At 38.7% G+C, this 19,649-nt stretch carries 16 protein-coding genes; 7 read left to right on the top strand and 9 right to left on the bottom strand.

Going from position 1 to position 19,649, the window contains the following annotated elements:
- Positions 1-97: 97 nt before the first annotated feature.
- Genes M902_RS05325 through M902_RS05315 form a run of 3 tightly spaced genes read left to right on the top strand, consistent with a single transcriptional unit; the run spans position 98 to position 5,501 of the window.
- Entirely contained in the window at positions 98-4,204 is a 4,107-nt protein-coding gene (locus tag M902_RS05325; protein WP_021266795.1) for a proline dehydrogenase family protein, read from the top strand.
- On the top strand, positions 4,204-5,010 hold the full coding sequence (locus M902_RS05320) for a pyrroline-5-carboxylate reductase (RefSeq protein ID WP_021266587.1): 807 nt from the start codon (positions 4,204-4,206) through the stop codon (positions 5,008-5,010). Before M902_RS05325 ends, M902_RS05320 begins: the two co-directional genes overlap by 1 nt.
- The gene (locus M902_RS05315) at positions 5,010-5,501 is read left to right on the top strand and encodes a PaaI family thioesterase (RefSeq protein ID WP_021266673.1); all 492 of its coding nucleotides are present in this window, start codon (positions 5,010-5,012) and stop codon (positions 5,499-5,501) included. Before M902_RS05320 ends, M902_RS05315 begins: the two co-directional genes overlap by 1 nt.
- A 20-nt stretch (positions 5,502-5,521) precedes the next feature.
- On the opposite strand, the gene M902_RS05310 is transcribed toward M902_RS05315, so the two are convergent.
- The 3 genes from M902_RS05310 to M902_RS05300 all read right to left on the bottom strand — a co-directional run bounded on the left by M902_RS05310 (position 5,522) and on the right by M902_RS05300 (position 9,820).
- Positions 5,522-6,289, bottom strand: coding sequence for a Nif3-like dinuclear metal center hexameric protein (locus M902_RS05310; protein ID WP_021266774.1), 768 nt, complete (start codon positions 6,287-6,289; stop codon positions 5,522-5,524).
- A 23-nt stretch (positions 6,290-6,312) separates the two neighbouring features.
- The gene (locus tag M902_RS15780) at positions 6,313-7,596 is read right to left on the bottom strand and encodes a tetratricopeptide repeat protein (protein ID WP_052607399.1); all 1,284 of its coding nucleotides are present in this window, start codon (positions 7,594-7,596) and stop codon (positions 6,313-6,315) included.
- A gap of 169 nt (positions 7,597-7,765) precedes the next feature.
- Entirely contained in the window at positions 7,766-9,820 is a 2,055-nt protein-coding gene (locus M902_RS05300; RefSeq protein ID WP_021266606.1) for a hypothetical protein, read from the bottom strand.
- Between the two features lie 227 nt (positions 9,821-10,047).
- On the opposite strand from M902_RS05300, the gene M902_RS05295 reads away from it, so the two are divergent.
- The gene (locus M902_RS05295) at positions 10,048-10,500 is read left to right on the top strand and encodes a thioesterase family protein (RefSeq protein ID WP_052607398.1); all 453 of its coding nucleotides are present in this window, start codon (positions 10,048-10,050) and stop codon (positions 10,498-10,500) included.
- On the opposite strand, the gene M902_RS05290 is transcribed toward M902_RS05295, so the two are convergent.
- Positions 10,484-11,179, bottom strand: a complete 696-nt coding sequence (locus M902_RS05290) for a M15 family metallopeptidase (RefSeq protein ID WP_021266632.1) — start codon at positions 11,177-11,179, stop codon at positions 10,484-10,486. The two genes, M902_RS05295 and M902_RS05290, sit on opposite strands and share 17 nt — an antisense overlap.
- A 14-nt stretch (positions 11,180-11,193) precedes the next feature.
- Entirely contained in the window at positions 11,194-13,089 is a 1,896-nt protein-coding gene (locus M902_RS05285) for a hypothetical protein (protein WP_021267123.1), read from the bottom strand.
- Between the two features lie 130 nt (positions 13,090-13,219).
- Here M902_RS05285 and M902_RS05280 point away from each other — a divergent pair, with 130 nt between their 5' ends.
- Together M902_RS05280 and M902_RS05275 are read left to right on the top strand one after the other, a co-directional pair.
- Positions 13,220-13,825 (top strand): YiiX/YebB-like N1pC/P60 family cysteine hydrolase, encoded by a 606-nt coding sequence (locus M902_RS05280; protein ID WP_021266883.1) that lies wholly within the window; start codon positions 13,220-13,222, stop codon positions 13,823-13,825.
- A 3-nt stretch (positions 13,826-13,828) separates the two neighbouring features.
- Entirely contained in the window at positions 13,829-14,452 is a 624-nt protein-coding gene (locus M902_RS05275) for a class I SAM-dependent methyltransferase (protein WP_021266960.1), read from the top strand.
- 25 nt (positions 14,453-14,477) lie between these two features.
- On the opposite strand, the gene M902_RS05270 is transcribed toward M902_RS05275, so the two are convergent.
- From M902_RS05270 to M902_RS05255, 4 genes are all read right to left on the bottom strand, one after another.
- Positions 14,478-14,837 (bottom strand): hypothetical protein, encoded by a 360-nt coding sequence (locus M902_RS05270; RefSeq protein WP_156979723.1) that lies wholly within the window; start codon positions 14,835-14,837, stop codon positions 14,478-14,480.
- A gap of 236 nt (positions 14,838-15,073) precedes the next feature.
- Positions 15,074-15,286 (bottom strand): (Na+)-NQR maturation NqrM, encoded by a 213-nt coding sequence (gene nqrM, locus M902_RS05265; RefSeq protein ID WP_021266554.1) that lies wholly within the window; start codon positions 15,284-15,286, stop codon positions 15,074-15,076.
- 31 nt (positions 15,287-15,317) lie between these two features.
- Entirely contained in the window at positions 15,318-16,337 is a 1,020-nt protein-coding gene (locus M902_RS05260) for an FAD:protein FMN transferase (protein WP_021266919.1), read from the bottom strand.
- Positions 16,337-16,729, bottom strand: a complete 393-nt coding sequence (locus M902_RS05255) for a nucleoside triphosphate pyrophosphohydrolase family protein (protein WP_021266999.1) — start codon at positions 16,727-16,729, stop codon at positions 16,337-16,339. The genes M902_RS05260 and M902_RS05255 overlap by 1 nt, the downstream gene beginning before the upstream one ends.
- A 163-nt stretch (positions 16,730-16,892) precedes the next feature.
- On the opposite strand from M902_RS05255, the gene M902_RS05250 reads away from it, so the two are divergent.
- Positions 16,893-19,637, top strand: coding sequence for a 2-oxoglutarate dehydrogenase E1 component (locus M902_RS05250; RefSeq protein ID WP_021266772.1), 2,745 nt, complete (start codon positions 16,893-16,895; stop codon positions 19,635-19,637).
- Positions 19,638-19,649 lie beyond the last annotated feature (12 nt).

Below are 19,649 nucleotides of genomic sequence, written 5' to 3'. Positions count from 1 at the left end.
TTTTTAAACCTTCACTTTAGTTTATTATACCCGCTGATAATTAAATGACAAAAGAAATCAACTTTTCGTTGAGAAACACACTTTAATTGGAGTTAATGTGAAGTTACCTGTGGTTAAAAGCACACAATTAAATGATTCATTTCGCTTAGATTATTATGATCATTTTGAATCTCTTTTATTTGATGGTTCACAAATTAAAGAGTCTATTAAAAAAGATTTACTATTTTGGACGGAGTTTGATTCTTCATTCAAATTTCAAATAGGTCTCGAAGGTGTTCAGTTTTTACTTGGAATTGATAATGATGAGAAAGTACTGCGCCTTTGTAATATAAAAATGGCCAATGAAATCTTTCTTCTTGATAACTATGTCGGAGAAGAAAGTGAAGATTATAAGAAATTCAAAGCACATGTAACAAATGTTATGAGTGTTAAAATTGCAGACTTTCCTGGTGTAAGTAATATCATAAGTCATCGCTACGGACTTAAGAAGCTTGATGAAATCGAGGACCAATCTGTTAGTGAGATGTCTGATACAATTACAAAGAAACTTCTTACGTTTCTTAATGATTATAGACCAGTCTTCTTTGAGAAGATCTCTGACTTTGCTCTAGGTCTTACTGCAAATTATGCACTTCTAAGAATCCACTTATTAAAATTCTTAGCAATCTTACCATCTCTTGATCATGATATGGAGGGAAAGGAAGTTAAGCGTATATTGAGAGAGTCTTTAAGACGACTTATTCTCGATTCGAAAAAAGCAAAGAGATTAGATCTAAAAGGTGATCGTCAACCTCTGCCTCCGCAGTTAGTAGTCCTATTTTACTTTGTTCTTTTAATTGTACGTATTTTTCCTGCGAAGGCCCTTGCTAATATTGTTCGTTTTAAAGTCCGCTTTATGGCCAAGAGATTTATCGCTGGTGAAACAATTGAGAGTGCACAAAAGAACTTTGCAGCAATTTTTAATACTGGAAGAGATGTTACTCTGGATCAACTTGGAGAACTTGTTGTTTCTGAATCTGAGGCTGATAACTATATGAATGAAGTTCTAAAACTAGTTAATGGTTTTAGTATGCACATCACTCCTGGAAGTCGCAATAAAGCGGGGATCTTAAGAGCGCACGTTTCTATCAAGGTTTCTGCCCTTTGTTCCGACTTCAAACCTGAGGCATTTGATTATACATATAAGCTAGTTGCTCCTAGACTTATTAAAATTCTAAAGACTGCAAAAGAACAGCAAGTCTTTATCAATATCGATGCTGAACATTACCACTACCGTGATATCGTTTTTGAAATCTATAAGAAGGCCCTTCTTGAAACTGAAGAACTAAAAGACTATGCAGACACTGGTATTGTTGTTCAAGCATATCTACGTGACTGTTACGAGCATCTTCAAGATGTTGTCGAGCTAGCAAAAGAGCGTGGCATGATTATGCCTATTCGTCTTGTTAAGGGGGCCTATTGGGATGCTGAAACTGTTGAGGCCGAGGCCCATGGTCACAATGCTCCAGAATTCTTAAATAAAGAAGAAACAGATATCAACTTCAGACAAATGATCTATGAAATGTATAAAGCATTTCCACATATCAAGCTTTGTATTGCTTCTCATAACTTTGCAGATCATGCGTACGCTGAAGCACTAAGAGAGATGAAATTCAACGATATTGATGAAATTGAGCACCAATGTCTGCATATGACTTACGAGGCGCTATCGACTGCGATGGCCAAGATGGGATGGGCCGTAAGAAATTACGTTCCAATTGGATCTTTGATTGTTGGAATGGCCTACCTTGTTCGTCGAATTATGGAGAACTCTTCTCAAGTTGGTGTTCTAACAATCATGAGAAGTCATAAGAAGAATGCAAAACTTATGGCCCCAAATGAAATCTTTGAAAAACACCAAAGTGAAGGTCTTTTAAACCTAGACTCGACGTTAACTCACGTTCATGGACAATTTAGTAATTGCCCTCCACTAAAAACTTACCTTGAAAAAGAGCTTAAGTATTTTAGAAATGAATTTGAAAAATTTGCATCTGGAAAAGATTATTCAACAGACTTTTCTCTAACTGGAGAGTTGGAATCAGTTCTTTCTCCTTCTGATGGCAAGAGTATTGTTGGAAAGATAACTTTCGCAAATATCGACGATACTGAAAAAGCGATTGCTTCAATTGATAATTCTTTCTATGAAGGTGAGTGGTCTAAGTCTGCTTGGCAAGAAAGAGCTGCTGTTATGGCACGTGCTGCTGAAATTATGTATCTTCGCCGTAATTACTATTCTGCACTTATTATGCATGAGTCTGGAAAGGCCATTGGTGAAGCTCTTGCCGACGTAGATGAAGCAATCGATTTCTTAAATTTCTATATTAGAAAATTATCAGAAGTTGGTGATAATGAAGAATTCAAGGCCCGTGGCCCATTTGCTATCATCGCACCATGGAACTTTCCACTTGCAATTCCTTGTGGAATGACAGCATCAGCTCTTTTAACAGGCTCTACTGTTATCTTAAAGCCTGCTGAACAAACACCTCTTATCACATGTGAACTCGTAAATTTATTTCATGAGGCAGGAGTGCCTAAAGATGCTCTAATTCATCTTCCTGGTATTGGAGAGACCGTTGGTCAAAAGCTTATTGAAGACCAGCGCATTGCTGGTGTTATCTTTACTGGTTCAAAACCTGTTGGTGTTCATATTGCTAAAACTTGTGCCAAGAGACTTTATGAGAATCGCAACACAAACAAGAGCTATCCTGTACGAGTTATTACTGAAATGGGTGGAAAGAATGCTGTGATCGTTACAAATAATGCTGAGCTTGATGAAACTGTTTCTGGAATTCTTTATTCTGCTTTTGCACATGCTGGACAGAAGTGTTCTGCCGCTTCTCGTGTTCTTGTGCATAAAGAAGTAAAAGATAAATTAGTTGCTCGTCTTAAGCAGGCCGCTAATGATATCTATGTTGGGCCAGCAACAGACTTTGCTAGTTTTATCAATCCTCTTGTTAGTCAAGAAGAGAAAAATCGCTTAATTGCTCAAGTAAAAGAGGCCAGCGAAGAAGCTAAAAAGTACGGAGGAGTCGTACACGTTAACCGCTCAGAGGAAAACCTTCCTGGTTACTGTGTCGGGCCTACAATAATAGAACTGCCAAAGTCACGTGCTTTAGAGAAAGAAAGCTATGCTTCAAGGGAACTCTTTGCTCCTGTTATCCATATCGTTGCTTATGATGATTATGAAGATGCGTTGAATATTTTCAATAGTGTTGAGTACGGTTTAACTGGTGGAGTCTTTTCTCAATCTCAAGATGATATCGATTTCTTAACTAAAGAGATGTATATCGGAAATAATTATATCAATCGTCCAATCACTGGTGCTCGTGTTGCTATCGAGCCTTTTGGTGGCTTTAAAATGTCAGGAACAGGCCCTAAGGCCGGTGGTGCTGACTACCTAAGAAGCCTCTTTGTTCGTAATAGTTCGCAAGATCTTAAGTCTTCAAAGTTTGATGAAGGAAGTGATTATGAACCAGTTGTTTCTCGTAGCTCTTCTTCTGATCATTTTGTAAGACGTGAAAAGATGCTTTCAGCACTCGATGAGATTATCAGTAACTTTGGCCCTTTATTTCCTGGAACTTTCGGAGAGCAGAGGCATGCTCTTAAGGACTTGAAGAAATGGCTTGAGGTTGATTATTTAGAGCTCTTAAATAAGGGACGTGATAATCGCTATATCCCAGGACAAATTAATTACTCTGTCTTCGATTGCAATAAGGACCGTGCGCTTTATTTAAGCTTAAATGAAGAGATTAATATGCAAACTTTCTTTGCTGTACTTATGTCTCTAACGACTGGGACAGGAGTTACAATCCTTTGTTCAAATGCTGAAGCTTACCGTTGGTGGAATTACCTAATTGATATTTTAAAGAAGAATCGTTTCTCTAAGAAGAATATCGATTGTTACCACGTAAGTAAGGAGAAGATGCATACTCTTCTAAGTGAGAACTTTGATGTGGTTATCTGTGATGGTGATCTTAAATCAATAAAAGAATTCAATAGTGCAGTTGGTGAAAAGAATGGACAATTTGTTATGACGTCATTTATTTCACCACTTGAAGACTATATTAGTGGTTCTTATTTTGATCTATTCCATATGTTCTCATCTGAGCGAAGCTACGCTGTCAATATCATGAAGCACGGAGCACCGATGGAGTTAGACTCATAATGAAGTATCGTCACTTAATCTTAGGAGCGGGCAATATGGCCCGCGCTTTAATTCCTGGTTTCATCCAAAACTCTCAAGATTGCGAGTTCTTAATTTTTACTCCTAGTGGAAGTAAGGCGAAAAGCTTTGCAGATGAATTTGGTGCGATTTGGGTTAAGGATCTCGAAGAATTACGTAATACTCATATTGATTACCTCTGGGCCTGTTTTAAACCTCAACAGTTAAAACAAGTTGCGCTAGAAATTGATTTTTTAACTCATCCATATTTAACAATCGTTTCACTTCTTGCTGGAAGTGATGCTAAGGCCCTAACCGAATTCTTATCAACTGATCAAATTATTCGAATTATGCCAAATACTCCGGCCCAAGTTGGACTCGGAGTAAATGCTCTTTATAAGACTAAGACTGTTCATCAAGACAAGTGGACTGCTTTTTGGCAGGCATTTAATACAAGTGGAATTAATACAGTTTTTGAAAATGAAGATGATATTGATACGATAACTCCTTTTTCAGGTTCAGGACCTGCATACTTCTTTGAAGTTGCACGTATCTTAATTGAGGATATGAAAGCACGCGGCATTGATGGTGCCCTTGCACATCAAATGGTTGCGGGTACAATAGAGGGGGCAGGTCGCATGCTATCTGAAAACTCTGATGCCGAAACTCTTCGAAATAATGTCACATCAAAGAATGGTGTCACTTATGAGGCCCTTGAATCCTTTAAAGAGTCGGGGATGGAGGAGATGTTTAATCGTGCAATTGAGCGTGCATACCAGAGAACGCTTGAATTAAAAGGAAGTAAGTAATGAAAAAAATTTTAGATAAATTACCAGAAGGTTTAAGAAATACTGCTTTTGTAAGACTTTTTGGCCTTACAAAAGTTCCGATGATTTTTTGGCTTAGGCCAACTGTTCTAGAGCTTAGCGATGAAGTAACGGCCATTAAGATCCCACTGTCTCGTCGCTCTAAGAATCACCTCAATAGTATGTACTTCGGTGCTCTCGCTTGTGGAGCAGACCTTGCTGGTGGATTTGCAGCAATGAAGAAGACGATGGATAAAGGAAAGAGAGTATCTCTTGCTTTTAAAGATTTTCATGCTGAATTTTTAAAGAGAGCAGAAGGTGATACAGTCTTTACTTGTACACAAGGTAAAGAGATTGATGCTTTTGTTGAAAAAGTTTTAGCAAGTGATGAACGTCACAACCTTCCACTGGATATTACTGCAACTTGCCCAGATGTTACCGGGGATGAACCTGTCGCAAAGTTTACGATTACTTTAAGCTTAAAGAGAAAATAATTGCTCCTTGGGTGAACCGCTTAGGCAGGGTTAGGGGAGTCGATAAAGATGCACTCTAGCCCGTAAGTTTCTTCAATTAACTTCTTTAGAGCAAGAACGCCAAATCTCTCTGTTGCGTTATGGCCACCAGCAAAAAAGTGAATTCCTTCTTCACGTGACTCGTGCCAGTCATGTTCACTCATTTCACCTGTAAGATAAGCATCTAGACCTTCTCGAACGCAGTAGCGCCAGTCTGAGTTTGCACCACCAGTAATGATTCCCATTGACGAGATCTTTTCATCGTTTGGTTCACTATGAATGATTTCGTGATTAAGGACTTTCTTAAGTAGTTCCTTTAACTCACTTGGTGTAAGTGGATTTTCAAAACTACCTTGGATACCTGTAGGCATTCCTTTGTAGTCACCATATGGTTTTAAGTTTGTTAAACCGATTTGTTTTGCAATTCCGGCAGCGTTGCCATCTTCAAGATGGGCATCAAGAGGTAAGTGGTAGCCGAATAGATTGATATCATTTTGAATAAGAGGTTTCACTCTCTTTGCGAAGCTTCCTGTAATAGTTCTGACTCCGTGGAATTTCCAAAAAAGCCCATGGTGAACAATCATAGCATCTGCGCCAAATTCACAGGCCTTTGCAATAGAGTCTCTTTGTGCTGAAACAGCAAATGCTATTTTTGAAATCTCTGGACGACCTTCGATTTGTAGGCCATTTGGGCCGTAGTCGTTATACTCGTAAGTATTAAGGTGTTTTGCTAAGAACTTTCCAAGCTCACTTGCTGAGACTTTTGTCATAATTGATATCCATACCGTTAAAATTATTGTGTTGGTTGGTTATCATTATCCCCTTGGTGGCCAGAGAAATCAACTTTGAACTTCTCAAATCCATGAGTCTTATCCGTATTCTCTGGTTTTGTTACACTTGAGCGGATTTTACTTATTGTGTGGCGCAGTTCCTGGTTTTCTGGGACCAGTTTTAGTGCAACCTCGAATTCTTCCATGGCCTTATCAAAATTATTAAGCTGCATATAGGCGCGGCCTGCATTGATATATGGGTATTCGCGATTTGTGTACTTAGGTGCTTTTTTTGCAAGCTCATACCATTTAATTGATTCATTGATATGACCCTCATTTAAAAGAAGTGTTCCTAGATCATTGTAAGGTGCACCATATTCTGGATCGATTTCAATGGCCTTTAGGCAAAGTGACTTCGCATCTTCAATATTTCCCATTTGTGAAGTTACCCAACCCATAAGAGTAAGGACTTCTGCTGTTTCCTTATGGCCACGGGCCATATTAAAAAGCTCTAGTGCCCCGGCCAGATCTTTTTTAGAAACTAGTACATGGGCATCTGAAATATATTGTTCGTACTTTTCTTCTCTCTTTGCATTCATACCAAGGATTGGTGCAGTTTTAGAGTGAGCAAGGTTTAGGATTTCAAGGGATTCTAAGAAGTATAGTGGAGGAGTGAAGTCCTCTTCGTACTCCATATCTTCATCGTCTTCGTCCACGCGTCCACCTTCAATTAGTGTGAATGGACCTTTTTTAATGATTTCTTTTGCAACAACGATTTCTTTCTTTTCTTTAATATCGATTGCTTTTAAAAGTCCCATTCTTGGAGTGGCAACATCAAGTGATGAGCGCTCGATTAAGATTAGGTGAAGTTCTCTTGTGTACTTATATGATAGGTTGATGAGACGAGTGATCACGCCAACAACTTCATCATCATTTTTTGGAGCGAGAGCAATAAAGCTTTCAATAAAGTTATTCATAAGCCTTAAGTTTTCACGCCCTTGACGAAAATTATTTTGGTGGAGAAGACTGAGATCACCAAAGTGAGATAGAATTAGCAATTCACTTACTAACTTATCATATTCAGAACTAAACTCTTCAATAATAAGGCGCGCCTTAGCATCGAGGTGAGTTTCACTTAATTCACAAATAGCATGTAGAATCCTATCTAGGTAGCTTCTTGATTGTGTGAGTTCGCTTAATAAAATTTCTTGAATAGTATTCATCTTAGTGATTTCTTCCCTTGAATATTCATATTTCGTCCCTGAAATATGCACTCTATGATTCATCTTGTCTACGTTGTGACGCATCAACATATCGTTGATATGTTACTTTATACATATACACATTACGTGCCAAAATTTCTAATTGTAACTGTCCGATATTTGATAGGTGAAAATTAGATGGGGCCAAAATATTGGCCCCAGTGTCTATAATTTATTTCGTTTTGGTCTTCTTAACGAGTGCTCTAAGTGTTCATTATTCAAGGGTTTTTGTTTCATACTTAAGAAGATTTCCCGCATCATTGGCCTTATCATATGCCGTTGAGATTCTTTGGAAGATATTATCCGATTTAGAACCAATTGCTGACTTACCTTTAAAGTTAAGTGAACTTAGATTGCGATTTTGGTTCTTCTTAAACATATTACTAAATGGATTCCCATTATTTTTCTTTTTAACTGAAGCTGTTCCTCGTCCACCGACAAAGCTTGGGCCACGGCCACCAACGTAGCTGATACCTTTTAAACCACTTCCGGCATTTCCTGATAGAGCTTCCGGTTGACCTGCATCTCCTGCCGATGATCCTCCGCCACCGCCTCCACCACCAGGGGAGCTTCCTCCTCCTCCGGCACCTTGTGCGATCTGTCCACCTTCAGATACTGTGGCAGCTGGACCGAAGTTACCTTTAAGTCCACCACCAGTTTTTGCTTTGTTAACAACAGTTGATGTATCTACACCAGCTGATGTTGGGTCATCAGTACTTGCGGCCGTTGCAGCAACTGCCTGATCTTGATCTGTATGTTGATAGGCCTGATTCGTTCCAAAGCCACCAACAGAGTAGTCCCCAAATGATGGAACATTAACTGTATTTGCCCAACCTGATTGGCATTGAGCGTGTGCAGGATTGGCCTGACAAAACTCCATATAGACATCTTGATTTTCAAAGAAGTCTTCTGGTAGTTCCATCGTATCCATTCCTTCAATTTTTCCAATGGCATTTGAAATCATTTTTTGTTGTTTTCCAAGCTGGCTTATCGCCATTTGTTCTTTGGCAACATCAACTCCAGCTTCAGCTGCGATTTGGTTACCAGCTCTCTTAGCATCACCATTTCTTAAAAAACCAAAACGCCCAAAATTCTTCTGGCATATTTCTAGTGATGATCCAAGAGATCCACCACCTGCTGCATCTTTTAAATGAGGGGCCGATTGTTGGATCTTTGTTAATGCTCCCTCAACAGGTTTTTTACATAGTTCATTAGTTTCAAAATATGTTTCACTCGTTGGAATACTTGAAGACATTGTTAAGATTGTCCCAAGTCTTGCAGCTTCAATTGTACGACGTGTTTCGGCCATTGATTGTTGCTTTGCTAGCCCATCTTTTTGTGATTTTAGGGCAGTTGTTGTTACGTTCTCTGTCCCATCCATATTCATTAATTTATTTTGTTGCTCATTACTAAAGTCTTGGGCCTGAAATTGTTGAAAAGTTGCATTTGCAGTTTTTCCTAATTGAGCGGCATTGTGTGCAAGAACTAGGTTAGAACACTCGTCATAATCAAGAGTTTCAAGACCTTCAAGCTTACAAGTGATACGTCCATCAATTGAAGTGAGCTTCTCTGGTTTCTGATATTGATCCTCGGACTGACGGTCTTCTGAAAAGTTTTCACCAAATGCTGCAGCAACTTGGTTACATGCAGTAACATTCTTAACGGCAGCAGAGATTGCATTACCATCAACTTCATCAGGGTTAGCTTCATGAATAAAAACAGCGACGGCCTTAGTATAATCAATGGATGAAGAGCTACCATTGCGGTAAACTTCTTGGGCAATATCCTGCCAGTTTACATTACCATTTTTTCCCGAAACTTTAAATGCTCGCTGACATTTTATAGCGCCAGTACTACCAGTAAAGTCTGGTTCGACATTTTGGAAACTAAGTTTTGAAACTGATTTTGAACATGCTTTAAAGGCATCGATATTTGATTTTTGCTTTTTAGTCATCATTTCTTGTAAACAACCATCCCAATTTGCATGTTTTGGATCACCCGAACCATGATCGTCTTCATCTTGAGGAGGAGTTGGCTGATCTGTTAGTTCATTGGAAAGTTCTCTTTCCTTTTTAGAGATAAGATCTTCACATGCCTTTTGGACATCTTCATCTGATACCTTATCAAGCCCATCGAAAGAGTGGTTGAACTGGTGCTTATTTCCTTCGCTATCTTCACATGTTAGCGACGCATAGGCAGAGCTAAGTGGCACTGAAGCTAGTAGAAGAGATAGGGTAAATGTGTTTAATAAAGTTGTTTTCTTGTTCATAAGTGACTCGAAAGTTAGGTTTTCCTTACTTAAATTATAAGTTCTATTCGGTTAATTTCTTTTAAAAATTGAGTATTTAAGCATGTTTTAGACATTTGAGGGGTGTTGCACAAGATAAGTCCTTAAAAATATGTTCATTTTTGAGGGCCGGCCATGTAAAATTAAATTTTACGAATGCCCATGATTGTGGCCATTTAAGAAAATTTAATAACTTAGAGGTAGGATATATGAATTCACAAAGAACACTTACAATCGACGATTTTAATATTGAAGAAGCAATCTATGAATTTCAGGTTCAAGAGACTCACCTGGATACTTTCGGTCATATGAATAATGCGACTTATCTGACGATCTTTGAGCAGGCCCGTTGGGATATGATTACAAAGAATGGTTGGGGTATGGATCGCATTATGCGTGAAAAAAAAGGGCCAGTTGTTTTAGACATTAATATCACTTTTAAGTCTGAGCTACGCCTAAGGCAAATGGTTAAAATTCGCTCAAAAGCTACGAGTTTTGTTAATAGTAAGGTTCTAGTTTATGAGCAGGAAATGTTTGATGATAGTGGAAAGGTTTACACTAAATTCAAAATGACTGCTGGTCTATTTGACCTTAAAGAAAGAAAGCTTATGGGTCACGACCCTGACTGGCTAAAGGCCGTAGGACTTACTTTAAAAGCCTAAAGAAGTGATGATAGATTCCTTGTGAGCTTGCTTTTACTTCATCTAAATAAGTAAGCTCATTCATCTTCTTATGATTTAATAATTCACAAAATAACTCATAAGTATATTCTTGGTGATATTCGGACGAAACCTTATTGTAGCTAATATGCCATGCCTCTGGTGCAACTCCACCAAGGTCTTCAACGTATGGCCTATAGTAAGAATAACTTTGCTTGTTCTCAATCTTAGAATTTAACCACTTACTAAAATTAGCAAATGGGCCACCTTCAGAAAACTCTTCAGGTATGAGTTGAATGTGATAGCCTTCTGGCCAGCTATTGCCATCCACCACATCAAGCTCCGTTCCCCAGTGGTGGCGAGATGTTCCGGGAAGCGCTGACCAATTAATGATGGCCGCTACTATTTCTGAAGGGGATAGTTTGGTGTGATCGAGTTCTACTCCATTGCGATCATAGATAGGACGTTTACCGGCGCATTTTTCATTCCAGATTCTTAATTGGTCATCAAATGAACGAAAGGAGCTTGTGACATAGAAGTCGATACCTTCTGTTAGAGCATCTTCTTTAAAACGTTTAAAGTCATCAAATGAATCTTTGTGGAAGTAGCGGTTGATACTCTCATCATAAATGAGGTGATCTTTTGTCATACCGAATAGAACTTCCTTGTCTACCTTACTCATATAAATTCCAATTATTACTCAGAGAATAATTTCTTTAGTCCTGACTGAACATAGCGGTGTGAGATAACTTTGAAAATAGAAACCGACTTATCTTTGATAATATCGTTATCTCCATAATCATATTTCTTCTTAGAATCACCGTTACCAGCTCCTGCTCCAAAGCTTAGAACCTGCGAGCTTGAGCTGTCGTCAAACTTCCAACGATTAGTGTCGTTATTTGTTGTTTTTCTAACCGTTTTCTTTGTTGGTGCTGCAAGTCCCTTGGCCGGAAGCTTTGCTGAAACACTTTCTACGGCATTTTGGAATGAAGGCTCTGTTGGTCTTAGACGAGCAAAGGCCTCACTTGCACCACTTCCATTAAAGATTGAAACGTTATTATTATCACCATACTTACCGGCCTGCTTAGCAAGTTCATCGCTGATCTTACTTAGCCCAAGACCTGTGTTTTTCTTAAATGGATTCTCTAGTTTTTTCTTAATTGCATCCATTGCCTTTGCCGCCATGGCCGCTTGTGCATCAGTTGTTGAAGCATTGTAAGTTCCACCGTTTCCTTGTGTTGTTGCATTTGCCGCTCTAATGGCCTCTGAGACATCTAGTCCTCCGAGTGAGCTTAAAGCAGTAGGGGAAACCGTAATCTTCTTACAAGCATTTTCACCTTTATTATTCTTTAGCTTTCTACAGTTACACTCACGATCGAATTTTCCATCAACATAGAAACAACCTTGTGGGTTATTATTTTGGGCCGCGCGAGTTGAGTCAGCCGAAGTGATAAATGAACCATTGTACTTGTTCCAATAGTCTTGACATGTCTTCGATTTTTCACGGTTAGGGTTTTTATTTCCTTGTGCTGTATAACAGTAACAGGCCGGATTACTTAAACTATCTCTTCCATCTGGACAGAACGAAGCAACACTTTTCACATACTTTTCTTTTAAAACTTTAATCTGTTCAACATTTGAATTAGCATCTTTATTATTCTTCTTTGCTTGATTTGAAACAGTCAGTGCAGCAGGTACTGTTACTGCTGAGGCCACAATAACTGTACATGGATTATTAGTTATTGAGCGAAAGCCATTTGCCATATCACTGAAGTTCCACTTTGAAGCACCACCTGCTTCACCAGGTGACTGGTTCATACAACTTGTTCCAAAAGATGAGAATGTTTCATAAACGGCAACTGCTGCAGCTGCTGTATAGCCAAGAGCTAGTGTTTTGTATTGTTTGGCCTGTTTAGAAGATACATCTGCTAAGTATTGTTGCTCTTTCTCAAGCATATCAAATGCTGCTATCTGAGCGTTCTTCATCGTTTCCGGATCTTTTGAGATCTCTTCGTATTCTTCTTTGAATTCTTTTGTTTTCTTCTTTACGTCTTCTTTGTTGACCTTTGTCTGATAAAAGCTATAGGCTGAAACCGCTCCCACCAGCATACAAGATTTACAGCTTGAACGGTTTTCATCTTTTGATACATTCGATGAATTAGAGTTGGCGTTATTTTGTTGATTACCTGATGAATCTACTGACATAGAATCATCGCCGTTAAAAAATTTAGGAACAACGAGGGCCGTAACACCTGTCACAATCCCCCAAGCTTCAGCAAAACCAGTAATGAGATTTCCTTTTCCTTTACTCTCAACTTCACTATCAGAAACTCGACCTGCATTTAATTCATTAACTGTTTTTTGTTGTCTGGTATCTGCTGCTGCTTTCATACAAGCATTGCGCTCACTCTCACTAGATTTAGAATCACAGTCTTGGTATTCATCTCTGTTCTTAATTGAACCTTCTGTATACATACAGCGATTCAAGCTTGCGTTGAAAACTTGTCCTGTCGGGCAGTTTGTTGTCGCAAAGACTTCGAAGTGTCCAAGTGCAAAACTTAAAAATATGAGTGTCAAAATAATGCCTTTCATTTTTACTTTTCCTACTTTTTTAGGCTATCAATCTAGTTACTTACTTAGTATAACAGCAAAGCCTTAGTTATTAATAGTAGGGCAATAGCTGTTTAATGATTTAAGTTTCTGTTATTACAGGGGTATAGTTGTGAATTTTAGACGTATTTTGGTGTTGTTCTTTGTTTTTGTAAGCCTTAAAACTTTGGCACTGCCTTTAAGTGATCTACAAACAGGTGATATTATCCTGTTAGATTTGGACTGCTTTAGTTGTGAGCTAATCGAAAATGAAACAGGTGGCCCTTTTTCACACTCTGGAATTGTGCTTAAGCTAGGTTCACAAGTCTATGTGGCCCAGTCTCTTGGAAGTGTTCATCATATTCCACTTCAGGCCTTCCTAGGATATTCAAATAAAACTCCTCATGTGATTCGCCCAAAACATATTAACTTTTCTAAGAAAAGAAAATTACTTGAAAATTACAAGAGAAAATATCTTGGAATGGATTTTGATCACGACTATGTTTGGGATGATGGAAAGCTCTACTGTTCAGAGTTTATTTATAAGCTTCTTAAAAGTGTTTACGCCATTGAGAAGTTTAAGCCGACTCCTATGACATATGATAAGAATCCAAAAGGTTGGGAGATCTACTTTGGTGGAAAACTTCCTCCAAGCGGGAAGTTAGGACTTTCACCAAATGATTTCTTTTTCTCAACAGGATTTGATGGTGACTTCAGGGATATGGGGCCGCTATATTAAATTGTGAATCAATTTAATCAGGCCCATTTAGAAAGAGACCACTTTCTCAAGTCACAGACACTTATTGATTTAGCTCAAAAAGCGCTTTCTATTACGTCTCTTAGCGCTCAAGATCTAAAGGCCTTGGAAATTGGCTGTGGACAAGGTCTTAACTTGGCCGACTTCAACTTTTCTCAGCTGTTAGGCGTTGATATCTCCGAGGCCGCAATAAATAAGGCCAAAACAAACTTTCCAAATTATGAATTTAAATGTCTCTCAAGCCTTGAGTTAGGGCAATTTCAAGAGAGCTTTGATTTTATTCTCGATGCTCACCAAATCCATTACTTACAATCTCAAGATGAAATTTGTCGCTATATAAATGGTGTCTACGGACAATTAAGTAATGGGGGAGTTTTTTGTTTTGAAGCGATGGTTAAGAGTAAGGAGATGATCCTTTCTGATTTATCTGTTACTGTTTTAGATTACCTTGAATATGAGCGAATCGTGACAGAAGCCGGCCTTCGTATTATTTATTTGATGTTACCGAGTGGGCGAAAGATTATTGCCGATAAAAAAAGAAGGGCCGCTCTTTCGAGCGACCCGGATGTCTTACTGGTCATTGCTACTAAGGAAGATGCAGCAAATTAGTTACAGATTCCCAAAATATTTTCGACTATTCTTCGTCGTGTGGAGTACGCCCCACTACTGATTTCTTCTCCTTTTTTTGCTTGAGTCTTTCTACGTATAGAAAACGAATATCTCTTGCAGTTAGTACATCACCATTTGCTAATTTGATTTGTGCACCATCTTTTAGTCCTTCAAGATTCCCAAAAGTTTTTCTGATTTTTGCTACTTTTGTGATATCGAGAAATTCACCATTGAACGTTTCAATTGCCATTGCACGGTCTAGTTTTTGGATCTGCTCTGGCGTGATTCTCTTCATCGTTCTTGCATGAACTCTTTCTTGGACTGTTATCGATAACATAACTAATCCTAAAGTGATGTAAAGTGCTCTCCTTAATGTACTTTTCATAATGGCCTCTTTTCCGCTAAGTTCGTTCTTCCTGAAGCCTTCAGCTTTAAACATCCTGTTTAAGAGCTTTGTTGCTATAGTAAAAGCATGAACTGTGCCAAAAATTGAACACGTACAATCAGTTACTTACAGCGTAATGGGTGGTGTCGTTAGGTCAAGGGGCGCTTTTTGGCCCTATTTACGAACAAAAAAGGCCCCAAAATGGGGCCTTTCTGCTTATTTGAATTGTATTTAGATTAAGCTTTAAGACAGTCTTGCGCTTGCTCTGGATTTTCTGTGCACTCGTCTTTTTTGTCACAAAATTGGCAATCTTCACCAATTAGCTTTCCAAGTCCACCACAAGAGCCTTGAAGTTTTCTATTTGATAGAATTACACCAACGGCCATTCCTGTAATCGATAGAGCAAGTACAGCGAAAGTAATAAGGAATAGTTTAATGTTAGCATCCATAATATTCTCCGATAAAAATTATCTGATTAGATTACTCTGTCACTTTATCAAATCCTGGCGTTGATGTCTCTAAATACTTTCCTGATCCATCATCTGAACGGTAGATAAAAAACGCCTTCAATTTATTTTCTTTAGCGAAGGCAATGGCCTTCTTTGCACCCATGGCCATTAGCGCCGTTGCCCAAGCATCGGCATCCATGCATGTGTCAGAGATAACACTAACAGAAGCAAGTTGTGACTCTACAGGTGAACCTGATTTAAAATTTATCGTATGCTGATAGCGCTTGCCGCCTTCTTTGAAGAAATTTCGGTAATCACCTGAAGTCGCAAGGGCAACATTTTTGATTTTTACGACCTTAACAACAGGGTTATTATCTTTGTTATTAGGGGACTCAACTCCAATTCGCCATGGACGTGTCAGAGATTCACCCATTGTGCGAACTTCACCGCCAACTTCTACGAGGGCATTCTTAATTCCACGTGATTGGAGTAGTTCGATGATTGCGTCAACTCCAAAGCCTTTGGCCGATGCCGATAGATCAAGATAAACACCATCAATAGTTTTTGTTAAGGCGCCGTCTTTAAAAATGATTTTCTCAAAACCAACCTTATTCTTGGCCGCAACAATGTCCTCTTTAGATGGAATCTTGCGTTTGCCATTAGGCCCGAAACCCCAAAGGTTAACAAGAGTTCCAATTGTTGGATCAAATGTTCCATCAGTCTTCTTTGCAACGTCTAGTGCGTGCTTTAGCGTTCTTGTGAAGTCTGGGCCTGGGTAGAATTTTTCATTCTTTGTCATTTTATTAAAGAGCGAAATTTCCGAATCTTTAATATAAGTACTCATGGCCTTATTGACTTCATCTAGTCGTATCTCGATATCTTTCTTTACAGAGTCTTCGTCAAAGCCAGCCGGAGCAAGATACTTGATATGATATGTCGTACCCATGGTTGGGCCAGTGACACGATAAATTTGCAGTTTTTCACTATTGCAAGAAGTTAAGACTCCTAACAATAGGATCATTCCAAATATAAAGATTTTGTTAAGTCTCATTAATTAAACGCCTGTTCCTCAAGAATTTTTCTTTCGCTATCAAGGTCTCTCTTGTCGGCCTTTTCTTCGCTAAATTTTTCGCCGTAGCGCGCCTTAAGCTTTGTAATATTTCTCTCCATGACATCTTCAAATTTGATTCCTAGCTCATCTCCAACAATGGCCATATACCAGAAAAGGTCTCCCAATTCTTCCGCTAAATTTACGCGGTCAAGCTCCTTACCATAGAATATATGCTTCTTTAGGGCATCTAGGAATTCACCGGCCTCTGTTGATAGGCCAATTCCTGCGTGAAGTAGTCTCTTAATTCCATTGTCATTTAGGCGAGTATTCATTGCATCAAAATCTCTTGATTCTGTTCTGATTGCATCACTCATATATTTCTTTGAATCCATAATTTCTCCTGTCAAAAGTTGGGTAGTTGATCGAACTTTATCACTTTGATTTTTATCTAGTCAAAGCTTGCCTGTGCAAAAAGAAAACTTCACGAACTGTTAACATATAAGGTATATTAACGTGCCTAAATTATTAATTTTGTAATAGCCGCAAAGCGGTAAAATGGATTTTAATCAAATGGATAAATTCGACTTTTCAACACTATCAAGTTCAGACATTTCTTACATTGACTCTCTCTACGAACAATACGAATCAAACCCGATGGAAGTAGAAGAAAGTTGGCGCAACTTTTTTCTAGGTTTTGAATTCGGTGCCGGTAAAGGTAGCACAGGTGCCGGTGGTGAAGTAAGTGATGAGAAGTTACGTAAAGAATTCAACGTATTCAGACTAATTCAATCATTTAGATCAAGAGGACACCTTCTTTCGGACACTAACCCGATTCGTCCAAGGCTTGATCGTCATGCTCATATCTCTCTACAGGATTATGACCTGACAGATGCTGACCTTAACGAAGTGTTTACATGTGGTGAGTTTGTTGGCCTAGGTGCAACGACTCTTAAAAATATCATGGATCACATGAGTAAGCTTTATTGCGGAAAGATCGGTGTTGAGTATATGCACTCAACGGATACTGAAATGAGACGTTGGTTTAGAGAGGAGTTTGAAACAACTTATCTTAAAAAAGATTTCAGTGTTGATAAAAAGAAAAGAATTTTACATAAGCTAAATGAAGCGAATGTTTTTGAAAACTTTCTACAAACAAAATACACGGGACAAAAAAGATTTTCGCTCGAAGGTGGAGAGTCGACGATCCCGGGCCTTGATGCTTTTATTAATGAAGGTGCAAGATTAGGGGCTAAAGAGTTTATTATTGGTATGGCCCACCGTGGACGTCTAAATATTCTAGCAAATACTCTTGGGAAAACTTATGAGTATATCTTTTCTGAATTCGAAGGAAATTCTCTTGAGCAATTAGCTGGTCAAGGAGATGGAGATGTTAAGTACCATATGGGATTTACATCTGTAACTAAAACTGAAGACAATAGTGAAGTTTACTTAAAGCTTCTGCCAAACCCATCACACTTAGAGACTGTTTCTCCGGTTGCTACTGGTTATGCTCGTGCTCAGATTGATATCGCATACGGAGGAGATGAGAGTAAAATTATCCCAATCGTTATTCACGGTGATGCTGCTGTTGCAGGTCAGGGAATTGTTTATGAGACTCTTCAAATGTCCGAGCTTCCTGGTTACCGCACTGGTGGTTCTCTACACTTTGTAATCAATAACCAAATTGGTTTCACAACTGACTTTACAGATGCTCGTTCGTCTCACTACTCAACATCAGTTGCTAAGATGCTAAATATCCCAGTTATTCACGTCAATGGTGATTGTCCAGAAGACGTTGTTTACGCATGTGAGCTTGCTGTTAAGTTTAGACAAAAATTTAAGCGTGATGTTTTCGTTGATATGGTTTGTTACCGTAAGCACGGCCACAATGAAGGTGATGAGCCGAAATATACTCAACCAGAACTTTATGGGATGATATCAAAGCATAAGAACCCACGTGAAATGTATATCGAAGAATTAGCTAGTCATGGTTCTGTTGATAGAGCTGTGGCCAAAGAGATGCAAGAAGAATACAAGAGTCTTCTTTCTGATCGTTTCAACAATGTTAAACAAAATGTTATTCCGAAGAAAGTTCCAGGCCCACACAGAGAGTGGAAAGATGTTCGCTTCTCTACACTTGAAGACTTCGCAAACTCACCTGATACTAGTGTTGATAAGAAGACACTTGAAAATATTATTTCATCAATCACTCAAACACCTGAAGGCTTTAAAACGTTAAGAAAGGCACAGAAACTTCTTGATCAAAGAAAGGCCGCTTTTGAAAGTGACCAAATTGACTGGGCACTAGCTGAGCTTTTTGCATATGGATCAATTCTTACAGAAGGTAACGATGTTCGTTTCTCTGGAGAAGACGTAATACGTGGAACATTCTCTCACCGTCACGCAAAAGTTTTTGATGAAAAAACTAATGAGGCTTATTGTGGTCTAGAACACTTAACAACTGGTCAAGGTGACTTCTATATCTACAACTCTCTACTTTCAGAATATGCTGTTCTTGCCTTTGAATATGGTTATTCTCAAGCAACACCACATGCTCTAAATATTTGGGAAGCACAATTTGGTGACTTCACAAACGGTGCTCAAATTGTCATCGACCAGTTCATTTCTGCTGCAGAAAGTAAGTGGAGAAGAATGAGTAACTTAGTTATGCTTCTACCGCACGGTTATGAAGGAGCGGGGCCAGAGCACTCTTCTTGTCGTCCAGAAAGGTTTCTACAACAATGTGCTGAAGAGAATATGGTAATTTGTAATATCACAACTCCAGCGAATATGTTCCATGCTCTTAGACGTCAGCTTAAATGGGAGTTTAGAAAGCCATTAGTTGTTTTCACTCCAAAGTCTTTATTAAGACATCCTTTATGTCAGTCAAAAGTTGAAGATTTTACTTCTGGTAAATTTGAAGAAGTTTTTGATGACTCTTGGGTTAACCCAAAAGACGTTAAGAAAGTTGTTCTATGTACTGGTAAGATCTATTATGACCTATTAAAGTACCAACAAGAAAATGATCGCAAAGATGTCGCTGTTGTTCGTCTTGAGCAACTATATCCACTTCCGACAGATAAAATTAAGGCAATTCTTGATAAGTATCCAAATGCAACTCATCGTTGGGTACAGGAAGAGCCTTCAAATATGGGCGCTTGGATGCACCTCAATCGTTGGCGTGATACATTCAGAGAAATTGATTGTATTTCGAGAAAAGCATCAGCTTCTCCAGCGACAGGTTACGCGTCAGTACATATGAAAGAACAAGAAACAATTGTAGAGAATGCATTTAAATAAATAAGGAAAAGA

The organism is Bacteriovorax sp. BAL6_X (assembly GCF_000443995.1).
Taxonomy (GTDB): domain Bacteria; phylum Bdellovibrionota; class Bacteriovoracia; order Bacteriovoracales; family Bacteriovoracaceae; genus Halobacteriovorax_A.
This window is presented reverse-complemented; position numbering and strand designations above follow the sequence as displayed.